Annotated in this window: 22 protein-coding genes; 8 read left to right on the top strand and 14 right to left on the bottom strand. The window is 37.8% G+C overall.

The annotated features are described in order from the left end of the window. Positions 1-26: 26 nt before the first annotated feature. Positions 27-1508, top strand: coding sequence for a hypothetical protein (locus AABK36_RS00500; RefSeq protein WP_309937053.1), 1482 nt, complete (start codon positions 27-29; stop codon positions 1506-1508). Positions 1509-1583: 75 nt separating this feature from the next. Here the strand turns inward: AABK36_RS00500 and AABK36_RS00495 are convergent, their stop codons facing one another. Continuing rightward, positions 1584-2855, bottom strand: coding sequence for a serine hydroxymethyltransferase (locus AABK36_RS00495; RefSeq protein WP_309937052.1), 1272 nt, complete (start codon positions 2853-2855; stop codon positions 1584-1586). A 294-nt stretch (positions 2856-3149) separates the two neighbouring features. Here AABK36_RS00495 and AABK36_RS00490 point away from each other — a divergent pair, with 294 nt between their 5' ends. Further along, positions 3150-3626 (top strand): hypothetical protein, encoded by a 477-nt coding sequence (locus AABK36_RS00490; protein WP_309937051.1) that lies wholly within the window; start codon positions 3150-3152, stop codon positions 3624-3626. 14 nt (positions 3627-3640) lie between these two features. On the opposite strand, the gene AABK36_RS00485 is transcribed toward AABK36_RS00490, so the two are convergent. Further along, a complete protein-coding gene (locus AABK36_RS00485; protein ID WP_309937050.1) occupies positions 3641-4543 on the bottom strand; it encodes a bestrophin family protein in 903 nt (300 codons plus the stop codon). A 202-nt stretch (positions 4544-4745) separates the two neighbouring features. On the opposite strand from AABK36_RS00485, the gene AABK36_RS00480 reads away from it, so the two are divergent. Next, entirely contained in the window at positions 4746-5522 is a 777-nt protein-coding gene (locus AABK36_RS00480; protein ID WP_309937049.1) for an acyl-CoA desaturase, read from the top strand. A gap of 60 nt (positions 5523-5582) precedes the next feature. Here AABK36_RS00480 and mdh read toward each other — a convergent pair whose 3' ends face one another. The 3 genes from mdh to AABK36_RS00465 all read right to left on the bottom strand — a co-directional run bounded on the left by mdh (position 5583) and on the right by AABK36_RS00465 (position 9561). Then, positions 5583-6512, bottom strand: coding sequence for a malate dehydrogenase (mdh, locus tag AABK36_RS00475; protein WP_309937048.1), 930 nt, complete (start codon positions 6510-6512; stop codon positions 5583-5585). A gap of 273 nt (positions 6513-6785) precedes the next feature. After that, on the bottom strand, positions 6786-8633 hold the full coding sequence (locus tag AABK36_RS00470) for an asparagine synthetase B family protein (RefSeq protein ID WP_309937047.1): 1848 nt from the start codon (positions 8631-8633) through the stop codon (positions 6786-6788). Positions 8634-8772: 139 nt separating this feature from the next. Then, positions 8773-9561 (bottom strand): SDR family oxidoreductase, encoded by a 789-nt coding sequence (locus AABK36_RS00465; protein ID WP_309937046.1) that lies wholly within the window; start codon positions 9559-9561, stop codon positions 8773-8775. Between the two features lie 157 nt (positions 9562-9718). On the opposite strand from AABK36_RS00465, the gene proC reads away from it, so the two are divergent. Together proC and AABK36_RS00455 are read left to right on the top strand one after the other, a co-directional pair. After that, positions 9719-10510 (top strand): pyrroline-5-carboxylate reductase, encoded by a 792-nt coding sequence (gene proC, locus AABK36_RS00460; RefSeq protein ID WP_309937045.1) that lies wholly within the window; start codon positions 9719-9721, stop codon positions 10508-10510. Positions 10511-10572: 62 nt separating this feature from the next. Beyond that, on the top strand, positions 10573-11079 hold the full coding sequence (locus tag AABK36_RS00455) for a hypothetical protein (protein WP_309937044.1): 507 nt from the start codon (positions 10573-10575) through the stop codon (positions 11077-11079). 95 nt (positions 11080-11174) lie between these two features. On the opposite strand, the gene AABK36_RS00450 is transcribed toward AABK36_RS00455, so the two are convergent. The 5 genes from AABK36_RS00450 to AABK36_RS00430 form a co-directional block, all read right to left on the bottom strand. Beyond that, positions 11175-12098: a head GIN domain-containing protein gene (locus tag AABK36_RS00450; protein WP_309937043.1), complete on the bottom strand. Its 924-nt coding sequence runs from the start codon at positions 12096-12098 to the stop codon at positions 11175-11177. 25 nt (positions 12099-12123) lie between these two features. Beyond that, positions 12124-12549, bottom strand: coding sequence for a hypothetical protein (locus AABK36_RS00445; RefSeq protein WP_309937042.1), 426 nt, complete (start codon positions 12547-12549; stop codon positions 12124-12126). A 200-nt stretch (positions 12550-12749) separates the two neighbouring features. Continuing rightward, entirely contained in the window at positions 12750-12917 is a 168-nt protein-coding gene (locus AABK36_RS00440; protein WP_309937041.1) for a hypothetical protein, read from the bottom strand. A gap of 206 nt (positions 12918-13123) precedes the next feature. Next, complete coding sequence (locus tag AABK36_RS00435; RefSeq protein WP_309937040.1) at positions 13124-13954, bottom strand: NAD(P)-binding domain-containing protein; 831 nt, start codon at positions 13952-13954, stop codon at positions 13124-13126. Positions 13955-14088: 134 nt separating this feature from the next. Beyond that, positions 14089-16347: an InlB B-repeat-containing protein gene (locus AABK36_RS00430; RefSeq protein WP_309937039.1), complete on the bottom strand. Its 2259-nt coding sequence runs from the start codon at positions 16345-16347 to the stop codon at positions 14089-14091. Positions 16348-16940: 593 nt separating this feature from the next. Between AABK36_RS00430 and AABK36_RS00425 the strand changes: the two genes are divergently transcribed. Continuing rightward, on the top strand, positions 16941-18911 hold the full coding sequence (locus tag AABK36_RS00425; protein WP_309937038.1) for a M1 family metallopeptidase: 1971 nt from the start codon (positions 16941-16943) through the stop codon (positions 18909-18911). Between the two features lie 98 nt (positions 18912-19009). On the opposite strand, the gene ahpF is transcribed toward AABK36_RS00425, so the two are convergent. Beyond that, entirely contained in the window at positions 19010-20593 is a 1584-nt protein-coding gene (ahpF, locus tag AABK36_RS00420; protein ID WP_309937037.1) for an alkyl hydroperoxide reductase subunit F, read from the bottom strand. 266 nt (positions 20594-20859) lie between these two features. Beyond that, a complete protein-coding gene (gene ahpC, locus AABK36_RS00415; RefSeq protein ID WP_309937036.1) occupies positions 20860-21423 on the bottom strand; it encodes an alkyl hydroperoxide reductase subunit C in 564 nt (187 codons plus the stop codon). Positions 21424-21759: 336 nt separating this feature from the next. Between ahpC and AABK36_RS00410 the strand changes: the two genes are divergently transcribed. After that, a complete protein-coding gene (locus AABK36_RS00410) occupies positions 21760-22941 on the top strand; it encodes an alkaline phosphatase (protein WP_309937035.1) in 1182 nt (393 codons plus the stop codon). Between the two features lie 167 nt (positions 22942-23108). Here the strand turns inward: AABK36_RS00410 and AABK36_RS00405 are convergent, their stop codons facing one another. Then, positions 23109-23753, bottom strand: coding sequence for a hypothetical protein (locus AABK36_RS00405; protein WP_309937034.1), 645 nt, complete (start codon positions 23751-23753; stop codon positions 23109-23111). 182 nt (positions 23754-23935) lie between these two features. On the opposite strand from AABK36_RS00405, the gene AABK36_RS00400 reads away from it, so the two are divergent. Next, complete coding sequence (locus tag AABK36_RS00400) at positions 23936-24856, top strand: hydrogen peroxide-inducible genes activator (RefSeq protein ID WP_309937033.1); 921 nt, start codon at positions 23936-23938, stop codon at positions 24854-24856. A 28-nt stretch (positions 24857-24884) separates the two neighbouring features. On the opposite strand, the gene AABK36_RS00395 is transcribed toward AABK36_RS00400, so the two are convergent. Next, complete coding sequence (locus AABK36_RS00395) at positions 24885-25814, bottom strand: CPBP family intramembrane glutamic endopeptidase (protein ID WP_309937032.1); 930 nt, start codon at positions 25812-25814, stop codon at positions 24885-24887. Positions 25815-25851: the final 37 nt, after the last annotated feature.

Below are 25851 nucleotides of genomic sequence, written 5' to 3'. Positions count from 1 at the left end.
TTGCTTAGCATGAAAGTTCATCATTCATGCGCACAAGCCACAAGAACTGCTCAACAAAAGCTAATAAATCGGAGAGATTTCCATCAAAGCTTTCCTCATCTTGTGGCGCCAAGAAACCTCCTCCCATGGATATTATTCAATGCGCATTTGGATTTGAAATCGAATTCACAAATTGGGAGGTGGCTGAGGCTTCGTCAGAAGAGATGGCAGCTTCGCCATCAAAGGATTTTACCAGCTTAAAAAAATATCCTCGCCATCACCCAATATTGCTTGGCAAAGATTGGGAATTGCAAGCTGAAAACTCCGGAGAAAATGTATCCGTCGTAGAAGCGGTAAGCAAAGCTTTCGAGGACTCTCCTCAAGGATTTGAAGAAATGATTTTTGCTTTGCAGGAAATTGAAAGAGCTTGCAATATCATCACTGAAAAAGCTCCGTTATTAAGCCTTCAATGCCTGGAAAATGCCGGCATTGGGAGGTTAATGGAACCCATGGCTATTCTTAAGCAAGTAAGAGTTGCAGGGCTAGCAGGAAAGCCTCAAGTCACCATTGGAGTCTCTATGGACAAAGTCCATGAATTTCTGCTGGATTTAGGAGCTGGCGGTCAGCCCGAAACTGAAGCCCAAATCAAGAAAAAAGATTGGGGAAGACGCCTTACAGGCTGGGATATTCTCCAAGGCTACCGAGTAAACACATTTTATCTTGGACAAGCGTCAAGAATCAGTTCTTGCGCCTTGGCTTTATTCGCAAATGAATTTCCCGATGGGCACCCTTTAAAAGAGCCGAGCATAGAACTCAAAGGCTTTACCGACCTTGTTGTCATGTATTTGATTTACGGCACCAAAGAAATCAAAGAATACCCCAAGGCCTTTACTAAACTATTGGCTAGAACTGATTTCGCCAGCATGGCAAAACTTATACCCAAACATGAAAAAGACGCGCTATCCGCTGACAATTCCGCATTATGGATAGAATTAATGAAGCTGGTTGGCTCCCAAGATTCAATGAAACAGAGCTTGCTCCCAACAAATCATTTTGAGCCGGTGTCGATAAGGTATTTTCCTCAAATAATGAATCCCGAAATTGAACTGGAAAAGCCTTTGTTTGAAAAAGGAGTTTACAACAACCGAAAAAAATACGCAAACATGCCTCCCGATATACTAGCTGAGCTAACACGGAAAATGTGGCTGCAAGAAATGATGCAGGGCAAAGACCTGTTGACAAGCGAGCATTTCCCCAACCCTGAAGCCAAAACTCATATAGAAGCTTTGGGAGGATTTGGAGGCAAGTTGGATATGCTCGCGACAAATGGAAAGGAGGCCCCTATATTCGAATTGAGATCGCTCAATATGGAATATAATTTCAACAGTCTCAGAGAATTATTGCAGCAACTTTTCGCCTATATGATAGCTCTTCATCAGAATATGGATTACAACATTGGCGATGAATTTCCTCCTTATTTTATTCCAAGTCCAGAGTCAAGCAGTTCATCAGAAGATGAAATGGCGTAAAATATAAATCCTTGCCCATAAAAAAAGACCTTACTCTCATAAGGCCTTTCTTAAATTATCTATAGTTTCTATTTACTAGCTGTACAAAGGAAACTCCTTCATCCATTCATTGATTTCAATCTTCACATCCTCAAGCTTTCTCTCATCCGCTCTCACCATCAAAGTCGTATCGATCATGTCAACAATTCTAGCCATGTCAATTTCTTTCATGCCGCGAGTTGTTACAGCCGCAGTTCCTATCCTCATGCCCGATGTTACAAATGGAGACTTGTCATCAAAAGGAACCATATTTTTATTGATCGTAATATCCGCTTTAACCAATGTGTTTTCAGCTTCTTTTCCGCTTATTCCTTTTGATCTCAGATCAATCAAAAGCAAGTGATTATCCGTACCTCCGGAAACTATATCATAGCCTCTGTTCAAGAATTCCTTAGCCATGGCTTGGGCATTCTTTCTCACTTGCATGATATAATTGAAATAATCGTCAGTCAACGCTTCACCAAAAGCGATTGCCTTACCTGCGATAATATGCTCCAATGGTCCGCCTTGCGTTCCCGGGAACACTGCGCCATCCAATGCTTGCGTTAATGTTTTGATAGTCCCTTTCGGAGTTTTCAAGCCTAGCGGATTTTCAAAATCCTCTCTAGTCATGATGATTCCGCCTCTAGGTCCTCTCAGGGTTTTGTGAGTTGTGCTGGTCACGATATGGCAATGCTCCAAAGGATCATTCAACAAGCCTCTCGCAATAAACCCTGCTGGGTGAGATATGTCAGCCAATAATGTCGCGCCAACTTCGTCAGCTATTTCTCTAAGTCTTTCATAATTCCACTCTCTGCTGTATGATGAAGCTCCGCAGATAATCAACTTAGGCTTTACTTCCTCAGCTTTCTCAGCTACTTTTTCCCAATCTATTAAGCCGGTTTCTTTTTCAACACCGTAGAAGTGCGGTTCATAAAGCTTGCCTGAAAAATTGACATGCGATCCATGTGTCAAGTGGCCGCCATGGGAAAGGTCAAAACCTAATATTCTATCGCCGGGATTCAATATCCCCAACATTACTGCCGCATTTGCTTGGGCACCTGAATGCGGTTGCACATTCACCCAGTTCGCGCCAAAGAGTTCCTTAGCTCTGTCAATAGCTTCCTGCTCTATCAAGTCGACGACTTGACATCCTCCATAATACCTCTTATTGGGCAATCCCTCAGCATATTTATTTGTCAATACGCTGCCCTGAGCCTCCATCACTTGCTTTGAGGTGAAATTTTCCGAAGCTATAAGCTCAAGCCCTTCTTCCTGGCGAAGCGCTTCTTGCTCAATCAAATTAAAAATTTTAGAATCTCTTTGCATCTTTGTTATACTTAGTGATTTCCTTATGCCAATGTCTGCTCAATTTACCAATTATTTCATTTATTCATCTTCATAAAAAGCATTATTTAATTGCTAATCGTTAACAATTGGTAAAAAAATACATCAATAAGTCAATGCATTGGTTTGAATTTGATAATAATTAATTATTTTGAGTGGATTATTTTAAAAATTATTCGATTAAAAGTATTGTTATTGCATTCTTTCTAAGCAAAGCTCTTAGTAACCATTAATACTATTTTTCACTCTTTAAGCGTAAAAAAGAGTTATTAAAACATGAAAAAAGAACAGAACATTTCACACGATCACAAAATCCAACAAAACGCTTCTTCCCTAATTGAGAAACAACCTAAAACCAAAGCTGTCGACTTTATCTTAATCGATTCAGACAACTCTCAATTTTGGCTTGCGGACCATCTTTCCTACTCTCCGGCAATCTTGTTGTTCGTATCAAAAGAAGCCATGAGTTTCCTGGATGAAATTATCGATATGATAAAAAAAAATGCGCTTGAGAATTCATCAATTATCATAATTTCAGATACTTTTTCTAAAACGGAAGCTACGTTAATATCAAAAAGTCTACAAGGCCATAAAACCCTAATAGATCCGGATTTCACCATTTCGCAAAAGTATCACTCTTTATTAGGCAATAATGAAATTTTCAACCCTTCCCTGCATCTGCCGGCCATGTATGCCATCAACACTGAAGGAGATATCGTTGAATGCTTCGCTCCTATACGCTTGACAGTCTAGAGAAACATTCGTTTTTAATTAATAAAAAAGGTGTCTGATGTTATAGGCGCTGGAATTTTTTCACGATTGGTCATCTGCAAAACATTTCTCTCAATAGTCCTTGCCAATGATGTCATAGGCGTATCAGTTCCTGAATTCTCAAATGGGTCCTGCAATTGCATTCCAATCTTTTCTATCAAGAAAAAGATGCAAGCAACTCCGAAGATCAGTGGATACATTTCCCACCCCATGGTTTTGGCCAAGCCAAAGGGCAATACGAATATAAACGCGTAAATAAAAATATGAACCATCATGCAATATGTCGTGGGGAACACAGTATTCTTTATTCGTTCGCATTTGCCCATGGATTCCGAAAGTCTGTTCACAGTCCAATCCATTTGCACTTGATGATAGTAATTGATATGATTGCCTTTTTTCAACAGATGAATCTTCTCGCTTATCATCAATAACAACAAATTAGGCTTGTTGTCATGAACTTCCAGCCTTTCTTTTTGCTCCTGATCGAGATACGACTCCCAATACTCCGGCTCTATTCTTTTTCTTAAACTCTGGCCTAATAAATGGCACCACGCGATTTGCAAGTTGACGATCTCATCAATTCTCGACTTTGGAGTTTTAACTTCAGCGACATTTGTGAAACATGCCAATTCCCTGACCAATGCCCTTGAGTCATTGACTATTGCTCCCCAAACAATTCTCGCTTCCCACCACCTTGAATAAGCTTGAGAAGTTCTAAATCCCAAGATCAATGAAATTGACGTGCCTAAGACTCCCGGAATAGCCAAGGGAATAGAATATTCCGAAGCAAAAAAATTATGAAATGAGAAAAACAAGATCATAAATATCGCTACATAAGCTATTTCAACCTTAATAATTCCAAACAGATATGAATATGGTATCCCCTTTTTAAGCAACATGAAACCTAAATTTTCTATTTTTAATAAAATTCAGCTAAATGAATAATCTAATAATACTATGTTTTGTTGCGATAAAAAGTTATGCATCAAAGTCTTTTAGAATGAAATTGATAAAATTTTACCTTAAAAGTGTCACAAACACAATTATTCATTGTCATGATATTAGAGAGTAGATATAAAACCCTTAAATTATAGATAAAAAATGACCGCTTGTATAGTTTTCTTCATACTACACTGGTATTCGTCGCTGTTCTTTCAGACCTTCTTTTTGCATAGGTACGCAGCGCATGCGGCTTTTACCATGTCCAAACCCATGGAAAAACTTTTCTTTGTTTTGACATGGTTATTTCAAGGCTCAAACTACTTGAGCGCCTATGGTTACGGAGTCATGCACAGAATGCACCATGCATTTGCTGACACGGAAAAAGATCCTCACTCACCAAAATACGATGAGTCGCTATTTAAAATGATGTGGAGAACAAAAACGATCTATTCTGATATCACAAACGGCACATACAAAGAGCCTATTGACGAGACTTTTACCAAAGGGGTTCCAAAATGGGACGCGTTTGACAAGCTTGCAAGAAGCAGAGTTTCAAGAATATTATGGGGTATATTGTATGTCGCTTTTTATTATCACTACGCGACAGAATGGTGGTTGTACCTATTGTTGCCAATACATTTCTTAATGTCTCCGATACATGGAGCCATCATCAATTGGTTCGCGCATATATATGGCTATACAAACCACAAAGTGAATGACACATCCAAAAACTTGTTGCCGTTTGACTTCCTGATGATGGGCGAAAGCTACCACAATAACCACCACCATAATGGAAGCAAAGCAAACTTTGGCGAAAAATGGCATGAAGTGGATCCGACATATATTTTCATTTGGATATTTGACAAGATTGGAATTATCAAACTTAGAAGAGCCAAAGGGATAAAAGTCAATAAACTAGACAAGCAAGCAGCTTAAAAAATAAACCATAAAAAAAGGGCGTTCTCGACGCCCTTTTATTTTTTTATATCTTGGATATTACTTGTTATCCAATACATTCATTACTTCGCGAACAGCTTTCTCAGAGCTCTTAAGCAATGCCATTTCATCTTCGTTCAGGTCAAGCTCGATGATCTTCTCGATACCATTCTTACCTAATACTACAGGAACACCCAAGTAGCAGTTATCGATGCCATACTCGCCTTCTAGCTTCACGCATACTGGGAATACTCTCTTTTGGTCCTTGATGATAGCTTCAGCCATTTGAGCAGATGCAGAACCTGGAGCGTACCATGCAGAAGTACCCATAAGCTTAACAAGCTCTCCACCTCCAGTTTTCGTTCTTTGAACGATCGCTTCCAAAGTATCGTTGTCGATAAGCTCAGTCACAGGAATACCACCTACAGTAGTGTATCTTGGAAGAGGAACCATAGTATCGCCATGTCCGCCCATTAGCACCGCTTGAATATCTTTAGGAGATACATCAAGAGCTTCAGCCAAGAATGCCTTGTATCTTGCAGTATCAAGGATACCAGCCATACCCATTACTTTAGTTCTTGGGAACTGAGAAGTGATGTGCGCTTGATAAGTCATCACATCAAGAGGATTTGATACGATGATGATGATAGCCTCTGGAGAATGCTTGATTACATTTTCAGTAACTGATTTTACGATACCAGCATTTGTTGAAATCAAATCGTCGCGAGACATTCCAGGTTTTCTTGGCAAACCTGAAGTGATGATCACAACGTCAGAGTCAGCTGTTTTTGAGTAGTCGTTAGTAGAACCTACCGTGCGAGTGTCATAAAGATTGATAGGTGACTTTTGCCAGATGTCTAAAGCTTTACCTTCAGCGAAACCATCCTTGATATCCACCAACACAACTTCGTTCGCGATCTCTCTGTAAGCTAAAACGTCAGCTGCCGTAGCTCCTACGTTACCAGCGCCAACTACTGTTACTTTTGCCATATCTCAAATATTTTTGTGTGTATAATTTACAATTATCTCTCATCAACAAACTTACCAATTAGAATCCAATTAATGAATTAATTTTATATGATTTGCATCAAGGTTTTACTAAAAATAGTTATAATACAGATCATGTTTTCACAAGAAAGTCATCTTTGAATTATTTTGATGGATTATTCATAGCTAATCTAATATTTCCAAAATCCCATTAATTACGAACCTGCAAGCTATGTTTCCCTAAAAAGAACATTGTAATAATATAAATTACAGCGATCAAGACACTTCCTCAAGCCAAATCATTAGCACAAGCATGCGCCAAATAATTTCCGAATGATCCGCTTGCTCAGCCCTGTGCTCCATGATTATATTCTCCGCTTGCTTGATATCTACATACTCGTAGATCTTGCCCTTCGATTCTTTCAAATCCTCCAAGACTTTCTTGAACATGTTTGATTTGATCATATTTCCGATTGGGAAAACCGGATTGGGCTTTAAATAGGACAAATATTTTTCAAGGCCTGTATGCCTTATCGTTCTTTCAAAAAGCCAGTTTCGGCCCTGCTCAAAAAACTTCATTTCAGGTATGCTCTTCAAAAATCCCGACAGTTGCTTGTCCAAGTAAGGCAAGCGAAGCTCCAGATTCATTTGATTATACACAGCTTGATTAATTGGAAGCACGGATCTCTCAAGATTCGCTCCTCTCTCAAATTCAATCAATTTAGCTAGATTCGACTCAATAAACTCAGGACTTTCAGGGTCGGAAACAATCCCGCTATCCGGCATTTCAAACAAATTCAACGTATTGTCGGAAACAAGATTATGATAAGTCAAAGCAGGGTCAGGATCGATTTTATTCGCGTATTTCTTGATATAAGTGATAGTTCCTCCAAAAGCGAAGTCCAAAGCCGAAGGCAAATATTTAGCGCCTTTCTTTAGCATTGGAAGGTAATTCACCATATTCTTGTAATTGGAAAGATATAAGTAAAAGGCCCAATCCCTTCCATACCCTCCCGTCAACTCAGCTCCTCCGTCACTTGACCAAGCATACTTCACATAATCCGTAGCTTTCAAGGATATCAAGTAATTTATAAATGAATTTTTATCGCTAACCGGTTGATCCATGGATCTCACGTAATCGTAAAACAGCGTCCTATTTTCCTTATCCAACTCTATCGCTCTATTGCTTGTCCTAAGATCATAAGCCATGTTGGCGATTATTTCATCCGATTTTTCATCTCCGTAGCTGATCGAAAACATTTGGGTAGGAATAATACCGTGCTTATGCCCCAGCGACATCATCAAAGCCGCTTGTATGGTGCCATCAAACAGAACGCCGAAATCTTGACGAAAAGCTTGGCTTTGCGAAATCGAATCCAGCAAGAGATCCTCGAATTTTTGTTGCAATTGCTCGTCATTGATTTCATCATTGATCTCAACTTTTTCCTCGCTGCTCACAAATCGATAAGATTTGACTTCATCCCAATTCTCCAAAACCATGCAACTGCCTCTAGGGACCTCAAACACATCTTTATACACTGTCTTGGATGGCTCGGTAAACCCAAATTGAAGAAAATGATTCACTTGCTTGCGATCGATCTCTTTAGCGATATTACCGGAAGCCAACACTCCTTTGATTGATGAAGAAGCGCAAGCGAAATCAACTCCATTATGAAAATAATATAGTGGTTTGATCCCATGCGGATCCCTAGCCAATACGACTCTTTCCATCCTAGCATCCAAATAGCATAATGAATAAGTCCCGTTGAATCTCCCTATCACTTCCAATCCAAACTCTCGCAAAGCATGCAATACCACTTCAGCATCAGAACTGGACTTGAATGTCACACCCTTGGCTATCAGTTCATTTTTCAAATCAAAAGAATTGAAAAGCTCTCCTTCGAAAGCTAAAAAATCCATCTCGTCATCGCTCGTCAATGGCTGCTCAATAGGCTTTGAAGAATCTTTTGAAGAAACTATTTCCGCCCCTATATGCAAATAGGTGTTTCGTATCTTCTTAATTTGAAAATTTGACCCTTCTCCATGAGAAACAGAGGCATTCATGCTTCTGATTCCTTTTTCATCAACCTGATGAAGGTTGGCTAGTAAATTGATTCCACTCATTATTCCTATTTATAAAAATCTGAACTCTTAGAACTACGATGAATATAAGTCCAAAACTGCAAGCTTAACAAATAACTTTGACTTTCGTTGCGGTCGTTGAACAATCTATGTATTAAATGCAATTAAAAATTGTCTAACGCTAAATGGAAGGAATTTGTCCGCCGTCGACAGGCAAATTAACACCATTGATAAACGAAGCTGATGGAGAAGCCAAGAAGCCCGCCGCATAAGCTGTTTCTTTTGGGTCGCCAAACCTTCCCGCTGGAATTTTGGACAGCATTGATTTTTCCACTTCTTTGATGCTCTCGCCACTGTCTTCCGCTCTTGAGATCACCAAGGATCTCAATCTATCGGTATCCGTCATTCCCGGCAAAATATTATTTACCGTAATGCCATAAGGCCCAAGTTCATTAGCCATTGTTTTCGCCCAACCGGCTACTGCTCCTCTAATTGTATTGGATACTCCCAAACCAGCGATAGGAACTCTTACAGAAGTGGAAACAATATTGATCACTCTTCCATATTTAGCTTGTTTCATATGAGGAACTGCCTTTTGAGTCAATAATTGAGCAATTAGCAATAATCGACGAAATCCGATTTCAAATTCTTCAATGCCGGCATCGAATACAGGTCCAGGAGATGGTCCCCCTGAATTATTCACTAAAATGTCCACTTGGCCTTCTTTTGACAAAAAACCGTCAATCTGTTCTTCCACTTGCTCAATATTGTCAAAATCAGCAACAAGCAATCCATGAATTTGGCCAAATGAGTCATTCAAAGCCAACTTTACCTCTTCAAGCTTTTCTCTATTTCTGGCGAAAAGAACTACTCTAGCTCCCAAATCCGCCAGCTCCTTCGCAATGCTTCTTCCTATACCTCCGCTTGCTCCGCAAACCAATGCGGTCCTGCCTTTCAAATCCAAATTCATATGCTCTTTTTAAATCAAGTCAAAAATCAAATTATGCTAAAGTTGAAAATATATTTCCTTTTTAAAGAATGATTAACAATTGAATGGCTAATGTCATTGTTTTTGTTATTTATCTATCGCTAGATTCATCGCAAAAGTTTCAAATTCAGACACAACTATGAAAGATACAAGCATTTCCATCATCGGAGGAGGAAACTTGGGTTCGTCCATCGCCTCGGGGTTACTAGCCTCGGGAATATTCTCACATCAAAAAATACATATCACCAGAAGAAACTTGGAGAAGCTTCAAAACTTGGCAGACCAAGGAGCTGTAACTGGCAACAACAATGTATGGGCGGTGGAGAATGCCGACATTGTGATTCTTGCTGTCAAGCCTTTTAAGCTTATGGAAATCTTGCAAGAAATCTCGCCTGCATTGACCAAAGACAAAATCATCGTCTCAGTGGTTTCGGGAGTTGGAATACAAGAAATCGAAGAAGCATTGCCTATGCAAATTCCACTTTTCAGAGCAATGCCCAATACTGCCATTTCCATCAAGGAATCCATGACATGCATATCATCCTTGAATGCTACAAAAGCCCAAGAGGAAGCTGTCATGAACATTTTCAATCAATTAGGCAAAGTTGTTAAAATCGGAGAAGAGCACATGGATGCCGCTACAGTGCTGGGAGCATGCGGGATCGCCTATGCGTTACGATTCATAAGAGCTGCCTCGCAAGGCGGTATAGAAATTGGGTTCAGCGCTGAGGTCTCCCAATTGATCGCTTCGCAAACAGTAATGGGCGCCGCCAAACTCTTATTGGAACAAGGAAAACATCCCGAGGAAGAAATCGATAAAGTTACTACTCCCAAAGGATGTACTATCGCCGGACTTAATGAAATGGAGTTCCAAGGTTTCAGCTCTTCCCTTGTAAGAGGCATATTGGCATCTTATGAAAAACTTCAATAAAGTGTCTATATCCATTTGAAAAATCTTCCGTAAATATTACTTTAAATAAACATTTTTAAATTATGGCAAGCAAAACTCGTAGCAACGCGGAAAATTTTTTACTTGGATTCATGTTTTTAGGCCTTGCATTAGGCATTTGGAAAGGGCATTGGGCCACAGGCGCCGCCATCGGGCTGGGCGTCGGCTTTTTGGCTCGATTCATTGTTCTTTACAAGCATACAAGCTCATCCTTTGAAAAATATAATTTGTTAAAGTCGCTATTCGTTCCCTTTATGTTTATAGGTGGCGGCATAGGATTCCTTCTTCATAAGACTTTCTGGTATGGGGCGATGGGCATAGCCTTAGGCTGGCTTGTCACCGCGCTGATATTTGTCGCTAACAAAGACCAGTACCACTTCGTGAAATATATGAAAAACTTCATATGGATAGTCCTAGGTCTTTCCGTACTTTACATCACGAAAAACATGTCATTTTTCAACATCGCCTTGGCCATCACGCTTATCTTGGGAATATTTTACATACTCCGAGGTTCATGGTTCGAAATAGGCAATGGAAAAAATAAAAAATAAAAGCCGGCTCCTAATAGAGCTCGGCTTTCATATATCGCTAAAATGAAATGATTTTCTAACCCTTAATCAAATTATTTTAATCGTTTGAACATTGATTAATTATCTTGGTCAATGCTTCCTCCTGAAGATTTGTTTTTGGATACTTTTGTAGGGTTACCTTTGAATGTGATATCTCCTCCTGAGCTTGCGCTGGCATCCAAATTATCCAAAACATAAACTTGTATATCTCCGCCTGATGAAGCTTTGGCTTCGCATTCTTTCACCTTGAATGAATACCCTTTGAAACCACCTCCGCTTGAAACGCTGATTTCAGCTTTGTCAGCTCTGCCTTTCACTTCCACTTCTCCACTTGAAGAAACATGAGCGACCAAAGCCTTTACGATATTAAGCTTAGCGTCGGAGCTCGACGAAGAATTGATTGTGCATTCTTGCACCAACAAGCCTTCAGCATCAAGATCTCCGCTGCTTGAGCCATTGATTTTCGCCTTAGTAGCGCTTCCTTTGATTTTGATATCCGCAGAACTTGACATTGACAATTTCAAATCATCCACTTTCACTTCTCCAACAAAATCCGCAGAGCTGGAAGCGGATATATCCAAGCTTTTAGCTGTCATCAGAACATCCGACACCAAATCAGCAGCAGAACTTATTTTTATGCTTTTCAATGTGTTTTGATTGACATACACCGTGATTTTCTTTGCCTCAGAGCGTGTGATATTCTTAGTAGTATAAATCTTAAGAGTGCTGCCAGACACTTCCGTTTTTATGATTTCATGAAGATTCTCGTCTGTCTCAACGACTACTTTACCTACGCTTCCGTTTTTTACAAAAACATCTAATCCATTGCTTGCGGTTAATGCGCTAAAACCTCTGACAGATCTTTCCTCAGTCTTCAACACGCCATTTCCCTTAATTTTTTCTACATTCCAAAAAAAATTGGCTAAAATACTTCCCGAAGCGGCCAAAACAATTACCAACGTTGCCGCGGCCCATACTAAACCTTTACTGTTCTTTTTCATTGTGATTTATTCTAATATCCAAAAATTATTTTTTCTCAATTTTAACATCTCTCACTCTGCGTCCATCGTCAAGTAAAACCTCTGAAACTATCTTCACGAAATCTTTCTTAATCTTCACCTCCATCTCTTCAATTTTTTCCACTTTCGCATTGTACTTAGCTTCTAGCTCTTCTATCAACTCCGAATGCTGGTCAAGATCAACATTCTTTAGTTTTATTTCAATATTGTTTAATGTTTTTTCAATGAACTTTTCCAAATCCTCCTCCAAGTTTTCAATTTCAAAATTCAACTCTTTGATCGAAGCCTCTATTTTTTCTTCATCGATATCAATATCGATCATTGCTTCCTGATCTTCTCCACTAATCTCAATTGAGACGCTCTCTTGAGCATACAAGCTTTGAACACAAAGTATACTCACCAATATTCCGATTATCAACGCTATTTTTTTCATTATCTTCCTGTTTAAGTTCACTATAGATAATGAAAAGGAAATGCCAAAAAAATAAACCACTGAATATCAATGGTTTAAAAAAATATTGAGAATTGAAATTGTCTGCTTTCACTACATGGCTGTTCGATTTCGGACAGTTGAAAAAAATCGCAATTCGACTTGGGGCAAAAAAAAACCGCTTGAAGCGGCTTTTCTATCTATTAGATTGTCATATATTTTTCAACTTTGTGTCTTTCCTCTGTTGTCAATGTCTGATAGACTTTGTCCATAAACATTCGCCCTTTTTTGCTTACATTCCTGAATCCTTCCGCACGTTTTTGGGCTTTGCTTCTATACTTCTTGTGAAGTTTCTTTTGCAACGATTTCATGGCTTAAAAATTTAAATGTTCAACCACCTATTAAAGCAACCAGATAAATGAAATTTCAACTTAATGATACTTTTTTTATCAGTTATTGTACTTATTTATACGCCTTCAAATTCAATTGGTTGCCTCCATATGCTCGAAAAAGTCTCATTAAGATATCCCCAAGATCATAATCAACTGTTATCCAAGCTGTTTAACAACTTATTTTTTTATGAAATTTTTTCAGGGTCCGGATATTTTAACGTAATGTCCAATTCCTTCAATACTTTGCTTCCATCCACAATTTTATAAGAAACTTCGTCTTCATCAGCAAACTCTGGAGGCTCAAGTCCAATAGCTTCGGCAGCCTTTTGGTAATAATCTTTTCGTATTGGATGATTCAGAGCGCATCCATTATATGTCTTGCCCCAAGCATCTTGTTCCACTATTTGACTTATAATTTCAAGACAATCGTCTCTATGAATAACATTGACCGGTACATTGCCATTTTTAAGTGACTTTTTTCCCGCCAAAAACCTTCCGGGAAGCCTTTCCGGTCCAATCAGTCCCGCCAACCTCAAAACTGTCATATGTTCGCCTTTATGGGATTTCAGCATATTCTCGACTTTCAACAAAGCTTTTCCCGAGCTTTTCTGAGGGATACCCTCAAAGTTTTCATCGACTTTTTGATTTAAATTAGGATATACGGAAGTAGAGCTTACCAACAACACCTTTAGATCGGGCTTTTTAACCAGCCATGGCAACATGGCCTCAAATTGGGCTGGATAGTTCTCTTCGATATCCGCTCTTCTTCTTGGCGGAAAATTGACAATTATAATATCAGCATCAAAAAAATCATTCAAATCATTCCCTTTTACTTCAATATCTGATATTTCAACTATAAACGCCTTTCCGCCAGCTTCCTGAATTTTTTCCAGTTTCTCTTGCGTTGTAGTGCTTCCTTTGACATTGAAGCTCTCTTGGGCAAACCTTTCCGCCAAGGGCAATCCCAACCAACCGCAGCCTAAAATAGATATTGTTTTATTTCTCTTATCTTTCATAAATCGCTTTTGCAAAGTTCCGCTTAAATTAAGCATATACACCTTGCATGTCAAATTCGATCAAACATCTTCCCTAAAAACAAAAAACGGCAGACCTTCAAGCCTGCCGTTTTCACTATCTAATATTATCTTAATTATTGCTTAACTACTTTCCAGCTACCTTGGCCATTGATTCTGATGACATAAACACCAGAAGCCAAATTTGAAAGATCTACTTTCGCATCAGAGCTAATAGCTTTAAGCGATTTAACCTCCTTGCCTTGTAAATCTACAACCGAAATTATCGATCCAGGAGTCACCCCGTCAACATTAACAACATCAACAACAGGGTTAGGATGAATATTTACAGAAGCAACTTCTAGAATTGAAGTAAGATCCTCAGCCTCTTCAAATTCAACCACAACATTTTGATCCGCTGTAATATTTTCTATAGTATATTCAGATACAGCACCAACGCTTACATCATTTACCTTCACATCTTTAATAACATAGTCGTCATTAGGAGTAATTGTCAAAACTACATTATCCTCTTCCAAAGGTTCTAAATTGTTCGCAGTAACAGTTCCATTATTAGAAGGGTTGATATTCACTGCAAATTGCTTGGCAAAAATAGCTTTGACAGTAGTCTCGCTTTCAACTCCAGTAACCACAAAAGTCCACTTCACTCCTGAAGTTGCACGAGAACTTGACTTAACGCCCGTGCTCAAATCAATAGGCTGATCATTCACTAAAAGCTCTTTTAATCCATAGCCAGCATCCGGCTCAATAGTAACTACGAAAGATGAATTTTCTCCTGCAGGCACCTTGTCCTTGTTAATTTCAATATTACCATTTGATGTTTGCTCAGTCTTGATATCATAAAAAACTGTATTTTCATCTTCTTTAAACTTGACTGTTATCGTTTGATCCGAATCCACATTCTCGATAATATAAGCACAAGCATTTCCAACACTTACACCATTAACCAAAATATCCTCTATAATATACCCTTCATCTGGATTCACTGTCACAATAATATTCTCTCCTTCAAAGACCTTGTTTTCATTAATTGTCACAGAACCATTAACCGTTTCTTCAACTTCCGCGACATATTCCTTCGCAAAAACTCCAGATACGATATAATTCATTTCAATATCCGAGATTGTATAATTTGAAACCGCGCCAACGCTTTTATTATTTACCAAAACATCCTTTATTGAGTATCCTTCATTTGGAGTTATGGTAATTGCCGCATCCTCTTCTTTTTGAACATTTTCTTTATTTGAAGTAACAACGCCATTGTCCGAATCTACAACAGCAATATCAAAGGTTTCTGCTGGTGCAGGGATTTCAACAAATACAGCGGTAATGATCTGGTTTTCCAATACATTTTCTATGTTATAAGCATATTTTGAACCTACGCTCTCCCCATTTACTAATATTTTTTCAACTGCATAACCAGCATCTGGAGTTACTATTACCACTACGTTTTCATTATCCAAAACTTTGTTCTTGCTCACTTCAATTGTTCCATTATCTGCTTCTTCAACGATAACATTATGTTCCTTAGAAAAGATAGCTCTAACATGTTGATCAGATTCAACCCTTCCTTTATAAATATAGTCTTTATCACCGTAGCTTACATTGTTAATAAAAACTTCTTTAATTGCATAACCTTCATCAGGAGTTATTCTCACATAGTAACCATCCAACATTTCAACTCTTCGAGAACTTCTAGTGATTGTCCCATTCTCAGTCTCGGCTGGCAATATCCAATACTTAGGGTTTGAAGCTAAAATCTGAAACCAAGTATCCTCTGGAACTCTACAATGACTAAGTTTTTGATTACTTGACAAATCTAAATAATGAAGAATGGTGTTTACACACTCCAAACTCACCAATTCTGTATTCTCAAGAAGATCTAAACGAAATATTTTAGTATCATTAATGTATAAGTGAGTTAGCTTAAGGTTTTTTGTAACATCTAATTCTGTTAATTTTGAGTTATTAGTTAAATATAATTTTTCTAAATCAACAGCGTCGTCTAAATTTTCAATACTCTCTAATTTGTTGTAATTCCCATACACCTCTTTTAGATTCCTCATATTTTCAAGATCCAATGTCTCGACATTATTATAGTTGAATTTCAATATAGCTAAGCTATTGAATCCGCTAATACCTGTTAGGTCTGATATTTTTTCTTCATCTGTCGCATCTTCCTCATTTGACAAATCAAGCTCTGTCACATTCGCTATATTTGATGCAAGAACTTTTCCATCTTTAACATCATCATAGCCCAAATCAATAAGCTTTTGCTCAAATACTCCATCTGGAATGTCAACGAATTGAGCATTTGCTTTTCCTGCTCCTACACAAGCAAAAATCGCCATCAATAAAAGTACTCTTTTAATCATTTTTTTGATATTTTCTTGAAAATAAAATTCAGTTCGAATTTAAATACATTTTCTTAATGAAAAAATTTATTATTAGAAAATTACATTTATTTAACATTTGGCAACACTCTGTTATAGCTAAATTAAAATATAAAGGCTATTAAAGGTAATATAATACAAGTAAAGACTTTTTCCTTTAAAGCTACAGTACTATTTGGCAGAAAAAAATAAATATGACTATTACAATAATCAACTAAAAAAATATTTTCAAATTAAACCAAAACCTTACATTAAATTTCCAGCTTTATAATTTCATTTTCCACTCATATAAATCAAGCGAAACAACCCCAGAACACCTTGCAATGAATCGTAAATTTTAATTAATATAGCTAGCTAAAACCAGCACATCTTTTTAATGAAATTACAGATATCTTCTTACATATAGCTGAAATTATTTTATAAAAATATTTACATATAATCCACTTATTATCAATAAAAAATCATTTACTTATAAATATTAATATCTAACATAAATAAAAAAGCACCACATGATCGTTTATATAATTAAATATTAATTTTTTTAAGATTATATTTATATAAATAAATAAATTATTATGCCCAATTTCAAACACAACATCGCAGTTCTACTTTTCTTAATACTATCTATAAATAGTTATAGTCAAAACAACCTTAAATGCAAAAATACAATAAATGAGCTTGAAAAGTTATCCCAAAGAAAAAATACTCCGCAAGAATTTCTTCATGGATACGATTTAAGGAAAATGACAATTAATTTGAATGTAGACACCACTTCAAATTTTATTGAAGGCCATGTGACAATAGAAGGAATAGCATTATGCAAAACTCCTGACATTGTTTTACAACTTGCCGATGAGCTCAGCATATCAAAAATAACAAGCGAAGGAAAGAATAAAGGCTTCACTCACAAAGACAATCTTATTACTATCAATAGAATGAAATTGAAAAAGGGAGAGCGCTTTGAAACAACAATATATTACAGCGGAAATCCCTTGCATGGCCTTTACAATAAAAAAAGCGAAGAGGAAAATATCAAAGTCACTTATACTGTCACAGAGCCTTTTTACGCCAAAAACTGGATTCCGATCAAAGAGGATTTGTCCGATAAAATAGATACAGTGGAAGCTTTCTACACGACTCCAAAAGGGCTCAAAGTGGGAGCTAACGGGGTCTTGGTTGAAACTTTAGAAAATAACGCCTCTACCACGCATCACTGGCTAAGCAGTCATCCTATTGCCTACTACCTGATATCTTTCGCTTGCTCCGATTACTATGAGTACAATCTCTACGCAAAGCCAAAGAGCTACAATGGGGATTCTATTCTTATTCAAAATTACACCTTCAACAATGATAAGTGGATTGAAGCAGTCAAGCAAGTTGACTATACCGTTGAAGTTATGAATCTTTATTCAGAACTCTTCGGCCTATACCCTTTTGCCGACGAGAAATACGGACACTCTCTTTGGCATGATGCTACTTGGAGTGGTATGGAGCATCAAACAATGTCCACTATGAAAAATTTCAATCATGGCTTGCAAGCTCACGAATTAGCCCATCAATGGTTTGGCTGCAATGTAACCGCATCTGATTGGCACAACATATGGCTTCATGAGGGCTTTGCATCTTATGCTGAGTACTTGGCCTTAGAATTTCTCGAAGATGATAAAAAACAGCTTGGCAACTACAAAGCCTACAGGCAATTTGGCGCTTTCATGAGTCAAAACCCAATTTATATTGAAACAGCTGAAGAACAAAAGCAAATATTTGAAGGGAGTATAACTTACGCCAAATCGCCAATGGTGGTGCATATGCTTAGGTTTTTCATTAATAACGATGATAAATTTTTCAATGTCATAAAATCTTATCAAGAAAAATATAAAGGGAAAAATGCCTCAACCGAAGACTTCAAAAAATTATTGGAAGAAGAAACAACAAAAGATTACAGCGAATTTTTCAACGATTGGATATATAAAGGCGGTTTTCCCGAGTATGCTTTAAATTACAGTCAAAACGATTCAATATTCTATATAAGTTTAAAACAATCACATAGTTCCGGCAATAACTTCTTTGACATTCCAAGATTGCCTGTTCTCCTCGTTGGCACAAATAATGAAAACTTATTAATAGAGCTTCATCAAACAAAACCTAATGAAACTTTTCAAACACCTGTGGACTTCAAGGTAGACAATGTGATTATCGATCCTGCCAATGATATTCTTTGTTCTGTTAAAAGCATTGAAAACAGTTTGAATATCGATTCAATTGTTCATGAAAAGACCACAAAACCAAGCCATGAAAATACAAGAGCTATCAAAAACCCGCAATTAATTTATCTTAAGCCCAATGGTGGAAATTTAACAATTGAATCGGAAAATATTGTTAAAAATGTCACAGTCATCAATACCAACGGAGAACCCGTATTAGAAGCTAGTTTGAATAAAGACGATAAATCTGAATTAAACATCTCTGAACTCGCATCGAATATTTACCTCATTGTAGTGGAATTTGACAATGGGCAAAGGGAAATAAAAACAATCAAAAAATAAATAACAACCCACTCACATTAGCAAATATTATTCTGCTAACTGAGTGGGTGCATTAACTAAAACAAAAAAATTATAAACTACATTTACACATTCTCTCTTTACGCATAAGCTTCCTCAAGCACAGCAACATTCAACCCTTTGATATGATCCTCAAAAGCTGATAATGCCGCTTTAGAGCCTTCTCCCATCGCAATAACAATCTGCTTATATGGAACTTCAGAAACGTCTCCCGCCGCATATACACCAGGCACGCTTGTGCGACACGCGGCATCTATCTTAATCTCTCCCATAGGATTGGTTTCCACCAAACTCCTAAATGATCCGCTATTCGGCAGTAAACCTATTTGCACAAATACGCCATCAAGCGGCAGTTCGTGTGTTGTATTTTCTTCTCTGTCATTATATCTCAATGCGGTTACTTTCGATCCATTCCCAACCACTTCCGTAGTCGCCGCATTCGTAACGATATTTACATTCGCCATAGAATTAAGCTTGTCTTGAAGCACCTGATCGCCTTTAAGCGAATCGGCAAACTCCAACACTGTCACTTCCGAAGCGATTCCCGCCAAATCAATGGCAGCTTCCAATCCGGAGTTTCCACCGCCGATAACCGCTACTTTCTTGCCTTTATAAAACGGCCCGTCACAATGCGTGCAAAACGCTACTCCATTGCCAATATATTCTGTTTCCCCCGGCACATTAAGCTTTCTCCAGCTGGCTCCTGTAGCGATAATCAATGAGGAGGTTATAAATTCCTCATTCAATGAAGTCAAAACCTTCTTCTTGCCGTCTACAAGATCAACATTTTCCACTCTTCTATTTTCAAAGATATCTATATCATAATCAGCCAAGTGACTGTTAAGATTCGCTGAAAGCTCTTTCCCTGTAGTTTTATTTATCGAAATCATATTTTCGATATCCACAGTCTCCTTGACCTGCCCACCTATACTATCTGCAATCAAGGCAACGGATAATCCTTTACGAGCGGTATATATCGCAGAAGACACCCCTGCTGGTCCGCCTCCCACGACAACTACATCATAATTTCTTTCTTTAACTGGCTGTTCTTCCGCTGACTCATCCATGCCAATTTCAGCTTCCAACTTACTGATCAACTCCCCCATGCTTGATCTACCTACATGAAATTGTTCGCCATTTACATATACTGTAGGAACAGCCTGTATATTCAATGCTTCCACTTCGGCTTTGTTAATGCCCCCATCTATGATGTGGTGTTCAATATTCGGGTTAATGATAGACATAACGTTAAGAGCCTGCACTACATCAGGACAGTTGGTGCACGACAAGGATATATAGCTCTTTACTTCAACTTTGCCCTTCAATGATTTTATCTTATTGGATATAGAGTCGTCCGGCAAATTTTTACCAATTCCTTCCATATTCAAGACTGCAAGCAGCAAAGTGGTGAATTCATGACCATTAGGCACCGCTCTGAAAGAGAATGACGATACAACCCCGTCTTTCAAAATCCTAAACTCAAGCTTAGCTCCACCTATAAATGTCGTGCTAATATTGGGTGAGCATGAAGCTACTTCTTCCAGCAAGTTCTTTAACTCATCACTTGAAGAATCTCCGGCAGGCAACACTGCTTGAAATGTATACTGATGCTTAAGTGATGCGAAAAGAGATGTAACTTGGCTTTTAAGATTCTGATCTAGCATGGTTTTCTTATTTAAAATACTCGAATATGGAATATGGACTTTGTTATTGCTTTCTACCGAAAAGCAGCTTATAAATTGGAAAGCAATTGATATACTGAAAAGGTCCCCGACGATAAGATGAATTTGACATTAGTAGGGCTTATCTCTACCGCCGAGGAATATTATTGTGGCTATTTATTATTAGTTTGTGTAAGCCCATTTGAAAATTTTGTGGTTATTGTGGGTTTTATTTCAAATGAGCTTTATGATTGTTGGCTTGACCTCTCTTAGATTTTTCCTACCAAATCAATGCTTGGCTTAAGCGTCTCAGCTCCTTCTTTCCATTTCGCAGGGCATACTTCCGCAGGATTATCCGCCACGAATTGCAAGGCTTTCACTCTTCTTAACAACTCTTCGGCATTACGGCCTACATTCCCCGCTACAACTTCATAAGCTACGATCTCTCCCTGAGGATTAACAACAAAAGTACCTCTCTCAGCCAAGCCGTCTTCTTCGATCATCACATCAAATCCTCTTGTGATCGTGCCCGTTGGGTCGGCTAGCATAGGATAGTTGATCTTCTTGATCGTCTCGGAAGTATCGTGCCATGCTTTATGAACAAAGTGAGTGTCAGTGGATACCGAATAAATCTCCGTGCCAATAGCTTTGAACTCTTCGTAAAGATTTGCTAAATCTTCAAGCTCTGTTGGGCAAACAAATGTGAAGTCCGCAGGGTAGAAAAAGAATACCGACCATTTACCTAAAACGTCTTCTTTTGTTACAGTCTCGAACCCACCATTTACAAATGCTTGCGACTTGAACTCTACGATTTGATTTCCTATTTGTGACATATCTTTTTATATTTTTTTATTTGTTTCTGTTTGATTACACTACAATATTAAGGCAAAATAATGTATAGTAAAAATAGATATAAACTACCAATCAATAGATAATATCAATTAAGTGTTATAATTTCAACTTGCCCTATTAAGCAAATACATCACAAGGCGTTTAGCTGTTCAAAGACATTTCCCAAAAGGAGTATATATGAATAAACAATTATTCCAAATAACTTAACAAACTAAATTATCAACATAATACCTATTAAGAATAATTATGTATCATTAATTAATGCGCAGTTGATTTTTTGCTCTATTTTGTAAAATAAAAACCAACATTCCATTTCAATGAATCTTAAAAAATCACTTTTGAGCTTGGCTATCGCAATTTTTGTATTGCAACAAGCAAATGGACAGCAAAAATTCAACTATCCGGGAGAAAAGAAAGAAGCCAAAACTTACGAAGGGGCGGCAAGAGATAGTTTTACAAATTCCAATTTTCATGAAGTAAAAGATTTGGACTTCAGCAAAGTCAAGAAAAAAGCAAAAAACATCATCTTGCTCATTGCTGATGGAGCTGGAGCTTCCCAGTTTTTCACTGCCATAGCGGCGAATCATAATCAAGCTTATATCGAGCAAATGAAGTATGTTGGCTTTTCCAAAACCAGCAGCTCTGACGATTTCACCACTGATTCAGCCGCGGGAGGCACGGCTCTTTCAACAGGCGAAAAAACATATAATGGGGCAATAGGGCTAGACAAAAGCAAGCAACCTATCAAAACCATTTTGGAAATAGCCGACGAGCAAGGGCTCGCAACAGGCCTTGTGGCCACATCCAAAATCACGCATGCGACTCCGGCTGCTTTCATCGCGCATCAGCCTAGCCGCAACAACTATCAAGAAATCGCTGCCGAGTTTTTAAACACCGATATTAATGTATTTATAGGAGGTGGCCTTGAAGACTTTCATAATAGAGAAGACGAAAGAAACTTGGTCAAAGAGCTTGAAAATAAAGGGTATCAAATCGCAAACAGCTTGGAAGAACTGGAAAAAGTCAATTCAGGCAAAGTGGCTTCATTATTGGCCGATGGGCATATGCCTGCTTACAATGAAAGAGGCGAAATGTTAAAGCCCGCTACTGAGAAAGCTATAGAAATTTTATCTCAGGATAAGGACGGTTTTTTCTTAATGATCGAGGGATCTCAAATAGATTGGGGTGGTCATGGAAACAATACACAGATGATCGTGGAAGAAACGCTTGATTTTGATCATACGCTTGGGGCTGTGTTAGAATTCGCTGCCAAAGATGGAGAAACACTCGTCATCGTTACTGCCGATCATGAAACAGGCGGATACTCTGTAAACAGCGGAGATATGAAAACCGGGAAAATAGACGGCAGGTATACTACCAAACATCATACTGGAGTTATGGTGCCTGTATTTGCTGTTGGTCCTCAGGCAGAATTGTTCTCAGGCATATATGAAAATACAGCCATATTTGACAAAATGATGAAAGCCTTCGAATTCTAATTCCTTTTTAATAGCTAAAAAAGCAGCTCTGAAAACTGCTTTTTTAGTTTTATTAATAAACATAATCACGAATGATTTATTAGACCCTATAATTTTCCTCTTGAAGAAGCACAAAAGAGGATGGTTTAGAAATTCATAAAAAACTAATCGTGATAAACATCAATCGACTAAGTCATTACAGTTGGTTTCAACATCTTTTCAACTTCCCACTGATCATTTGTTTTTTTCATTAAATATGAACTTGAAGAACCGCCTAAAGACGCATAACTATACCAAACTTCCACAACCGCTTGAGTTTTATCCTCATTATACGCTATTCTAGAAAAGCTATGGATACCTTCAGCTTTAGGGTACACTGTGTAAAAGCTTTCCCACGATTTATTCAAATCATCAGAGCTAAAAATATATTCCTTTTCCTCTGTTGGCAAAAGGCTAACATCCTTATCTTCAAGTAAAAAAACATCTCCAAAAATAACCTGATTTTCATTCAATTGATCCAGTTTTTGAAATAAACTCGGGTCTACTTCAGGATTGTTTTCAATCAATATTTCAGCAGAATTAACACTATTGGAAACTTGATTTACAATAATCAAATCAAAATTAAGCTTCTTTAAAATAACCTGATATATACTATAATCTTCCGAGTCAATTTCACTAGGAGTCTCAAGCGCAAATTCAGGATAGGTATTGTTCTCAATCTCGCTTTTAATACTTTTTATTGAATCCTCGACTGTATCCTTGTTTTCACAACTAAAAATTGAAATAAATAATAGTAATAAAAAAAACAAAGATTCAATTTTATACTTTCTCATGATTGAAATATTTAAATAAAACTACATATAATATAATTAATTACATATTAGCAATTAAATTTAATTTCTAAAAATATTTCAACAAAAAATCATTATATAGATAGAATGTTATAAAACTTAATTGACCTATGTAAGGTCATGAGGAATATTCGTTAAATTGATATCGCATATTATTTCCAATTATGACACTACAACAATTAGAGTATATAATAGCAGTAAAGCAATTCGGGCACTTTGTGGAAGCCGCAAGGCATTGCGGGGTAACTCAGCCCACATTAAGCCAAATGATCTTAAAACTTGAGAATGAACTGGAAGTAACCATATTCGACCGAAAAAAACATCCTATCGTGCCAACGGCTATGGGGGAAAAACTCATCAAGCAAGCCGAAAAAGCGCTGAAGGAAGTTCGTAGGATGAACGAAATCATCGAAGGTGAAGTGGACAGCATATCTGGCTCGTTGCGAATAGGCGTTATTCCTACGCTCTCCACTTACTTGATACCTGACTTCATCGGAAGCTTCAAAAGAGACTATCCGCAAGTGGAATTGATGATCAAAGAAGCTCATACGCAAAACTTAATCAAAGCGCTAAACGACGATGAAGTGGATTTATTTATCGCCGCAACGCCTTTGGATCAAGACAACTTCTACGAAATACCACTCTATTATGAGAAATTCGTCGCGTATTTTTCACCCGACAATCCTAACAAAGACATTCCTCTCTCAGCTGAAAATATGCCCAATCAAAACCTTTGGGTGTTGCAAGAAGGGCATTGCGTGAGAAACCAGATTTTCAATTTCTGCGAAGCTAAAACCGTTTTCAACCAAACCTTCGAAGCGGGGAGCATCGATACTTTGATAAAGATAGTGGAAAAAAATGGAGGCTATTCCGTAATTCCCGAACTTCACCTTGATCTGATGAACGAAGAGCAAAAGAATAATGTCAGGGAAATAAACCCTCCTGCCGTTAGAGAGATCTCTCTCGTCATTAAATCGGATTTTATCAAAGAACGCATGATCAATGCGGTCGCTGATACCATAAAGAAACATATCCCTGAGAAAATGCTGGATGAAAGGCTCAAGAAATTCTCTATCAAACTATAAAAAAGGAAGCCCAACACTTCCTTTTTTACTATAATTCCTCAATCGCTTCAGGCTCTTTCGGCATGATTACTTTAGCATAAAGCCTGCTCCAATCCTTCCACTTGTACTTACGCGACAGTATAAACAATACTATCGTAAACTGTATCAGCATAAATATCATCTCATATTCAGGATTGACTTCTTTGATCCGAAATACAGCATCCGTCTTCAATGCCGACGAGTCGTGGGTGAAAAATAAAGCCAAAAACACATTATTAATCGCATGCATACCTATAGCCAGCTCAGAGCCATCGTCCATCAAAGTCATAATCCCGAAAAACAATCCCATGCTAATATACTGAGGCATCATAATAGCAACGCCAAACTCTTCTACTTCAGGGTTTCCAATATGCAGCAAGCCAAATATAATACTTGTCACCAACAAGGGAAGCCACCTATTTCTTGAAATCATAGTCATTCCCTGCATATAATAAGCTCTGAATATAACTTCCTCAGTCGCCGCTTGAATAGGAACCATCAAAATCACGACAAAAAACAAGGGGACAAACTTGCCCAGATCAAAAATCAACTCCACATCTTCAGGCGAAATTATCACGCTAATCACTGAACTAACAGCCATCACAGCAAACCAGATCTTAATGCCGTAAAACATTCGTGACCAATCAAAGGAAGGCCTGCCGGTCAACACATCATTCAGCCGTTTTTTGTGCAAATACTTAATCGCTATCAATAGCATGCCTAGTGTGGCTATAAACGTCAAAAGCATCAATGCCAAAGTCAATGTTGGCCTGCCTTCTATCGAAGCGCTTTCAAAATTCATATCGCTATTAAAATAGAACATAGCGACAATTAAAGGAATACTACCTATCACATTGCCTCCCAGCATAAAGAAAAATGATACCATATAGATGTACCATTTATTATTGCCTTGAGATGAGTTTTCTAAAAATTTCGTCATTGCATGTATGTTATTTTCACCTTAATATATGAAATCA

The sequence above is a fragment of the Aureibacter tunicatorum genome, from assembly GCF_036492635.1.
Taxonomy (GTDB): domain Bacteria; phylum Bacteroidota; class Bacteroidia; order Cytophagales; family Cyclobacteriaceae; genus Aureibacter; species Aureibacter tunicatorum.
Note: the sequence above shows the minus strand (reverse complement) of the source record. Positions and strands in the feature narration are given on the sequence as shown.

Bases quoted from the DNA above. Each gene is read 5' to 3' on its own strand.
- proC (WP_309937045.1), top strand. From the start codon at position 9,719: ATGAAAGATACAAGCATTTCCATCATCGGAGGAGGAAACTTGGGTTCG.
- AABK36_RS00465 (WP_309937046.1), bottom strand. From the start codon at position 9,561: ATGAATTTGGATTTGAAAGGCAGGACCGCATTGGTTTGCGGAGCAAGC.
- AABK36_RS00405 (WP_309937034.1), bottom strand. From the start codon at position 23,753: ATGAGAAAGTATAAAATTGAATCTTTGTTTTTTTTATTACTATTATTT.
- AABK36_RS00435 (WP_309937040.1), bottom strand. From the start codon at position 13,954: ATGAAAGATAAGAGAAATAAAACAATATCTATTTTAGGCTGCGGTTGG.
- AABK36_RS00445 (WP_309937042.1), bottom strand. From the start codon at position 12,549: ATGAAAAAAATAGCGTTGATAATCGGAATATTGGTGAGTATACTTTGT.
- ahpC (WP_309937036.1), bottom strand. From the start codon at position 21,423: ATGTCACAAATAGGAAATCAAATCGTAGAGTTCAAGTCGCAAGCATTT.
- AABK36_RS00495 (WP_309937052.1), bottom strand. From the start codon at position 2,855: ATGCAAAGAGATTCTAAAATTTTTAATTTGATTGAGCAAGAAGCGCTT.
- AABK36_RS00485 (WP_309937050.1), bottom strand. From the start codon at position 4,543: ATGTTGCTTAAAAAGGGGATACCATATTCATATCTGTTTGGAATTATT.
- AABK36_RS00425 (WP_309937038.1), top strand. From the start codon at position 16,941: ATGCCCAATTTCAAACACAACATCGCAGTTCTACTTTTCTTAATACTA.
- AABK36_RS00490 (WP_309937051.1), top strand. From the start codon at position 3,150: ATGAAAAAAGAACAGAACATTTCACACGATCACAAAATCCAACAAAAC.
- AABK36_RS00400 (WP_309937033.1), top strand. From the start codon at position 23,936: ATGACACTACAACAATTAGAGTATATAATAGCAGTAAAGCAATTCGGG.
- AABK36_RS00430 (WP_309937039.1), bottom strand. From the start codon at position 16,347: ATGATTAAAAGAGTACTTTTATTGATGGCGATTTTTGCTTGTGTAGGA.
- AABK36_RS00440 (WP_309937041.1), bottom strand. From the start codon at position 12,917: ATGAAATCGTTGCAAAAGAAACTTCACAAGAAGTATAGAAGCAAAGCC.
- mdh (WP_309937048.1), bottom strand. From the start codon at position 6,512: ATGGCAAAAGTAACAGTAGTTGGCGCTGGTAACGTAGGAGCTACGGCA.
- AABK36_RS00500 (WP_309937053.1), top strand. From the start codon at position 27: ATGCGCACAAGCCACAAGAACTGCTCAACAAAAGCTAATAAATCGGAG.
- AABK36_RS00395 (WP_309937032.1), bottom strand. From the start codon at position 25,814: ATGACGAAATTTTTAGAAAACTCATCTCAAGGCAATAATAAATGGTAC.
- AABK36_RS00410 (WP_309937035.1), top strand. From the start codon at position 21,760: ATGAATCTTAAAAAATCACTTTTGAGCTTGGCTATCGCAATTTTTGTA.
- AABK36_RS00470 (WP_309937047.1), bottom strand. From the start codon at position 8,633: ATGAGTGGAATCAATTTACTAGCCAACCTTCATCAGGTTGATGAAAAA.
- ahpF (WP_309937037.1), bottom strand. From the start codon at position 20,593: ATGCTAGATCAGAATCTTAAAAGCCAAGTTACATCTCTTTTCGCATCA.
- AABK36_RS00480 (WP_309937049.1), top strand. From the start codon at position 4,746: ATGACCGCTTGTATAGTTTTCTTCATACTACACTGGTATTCGTCGCTG.
- AABK36_RS00455 (WP_309937044.1), top strand. From the start codon at position 10,573: ATGGCAAGCAAAACTCGTAGCAACGCGGAAAATTTTTTACTTGGATTC.
- AABK36_RS00450 (WP_309937043.1), bottom strand. From the start codon at position 12,098: ATGAAAAAGAACAGTAAAGGTTTAGTATGGGCCGCGGCAACGTTGGTA.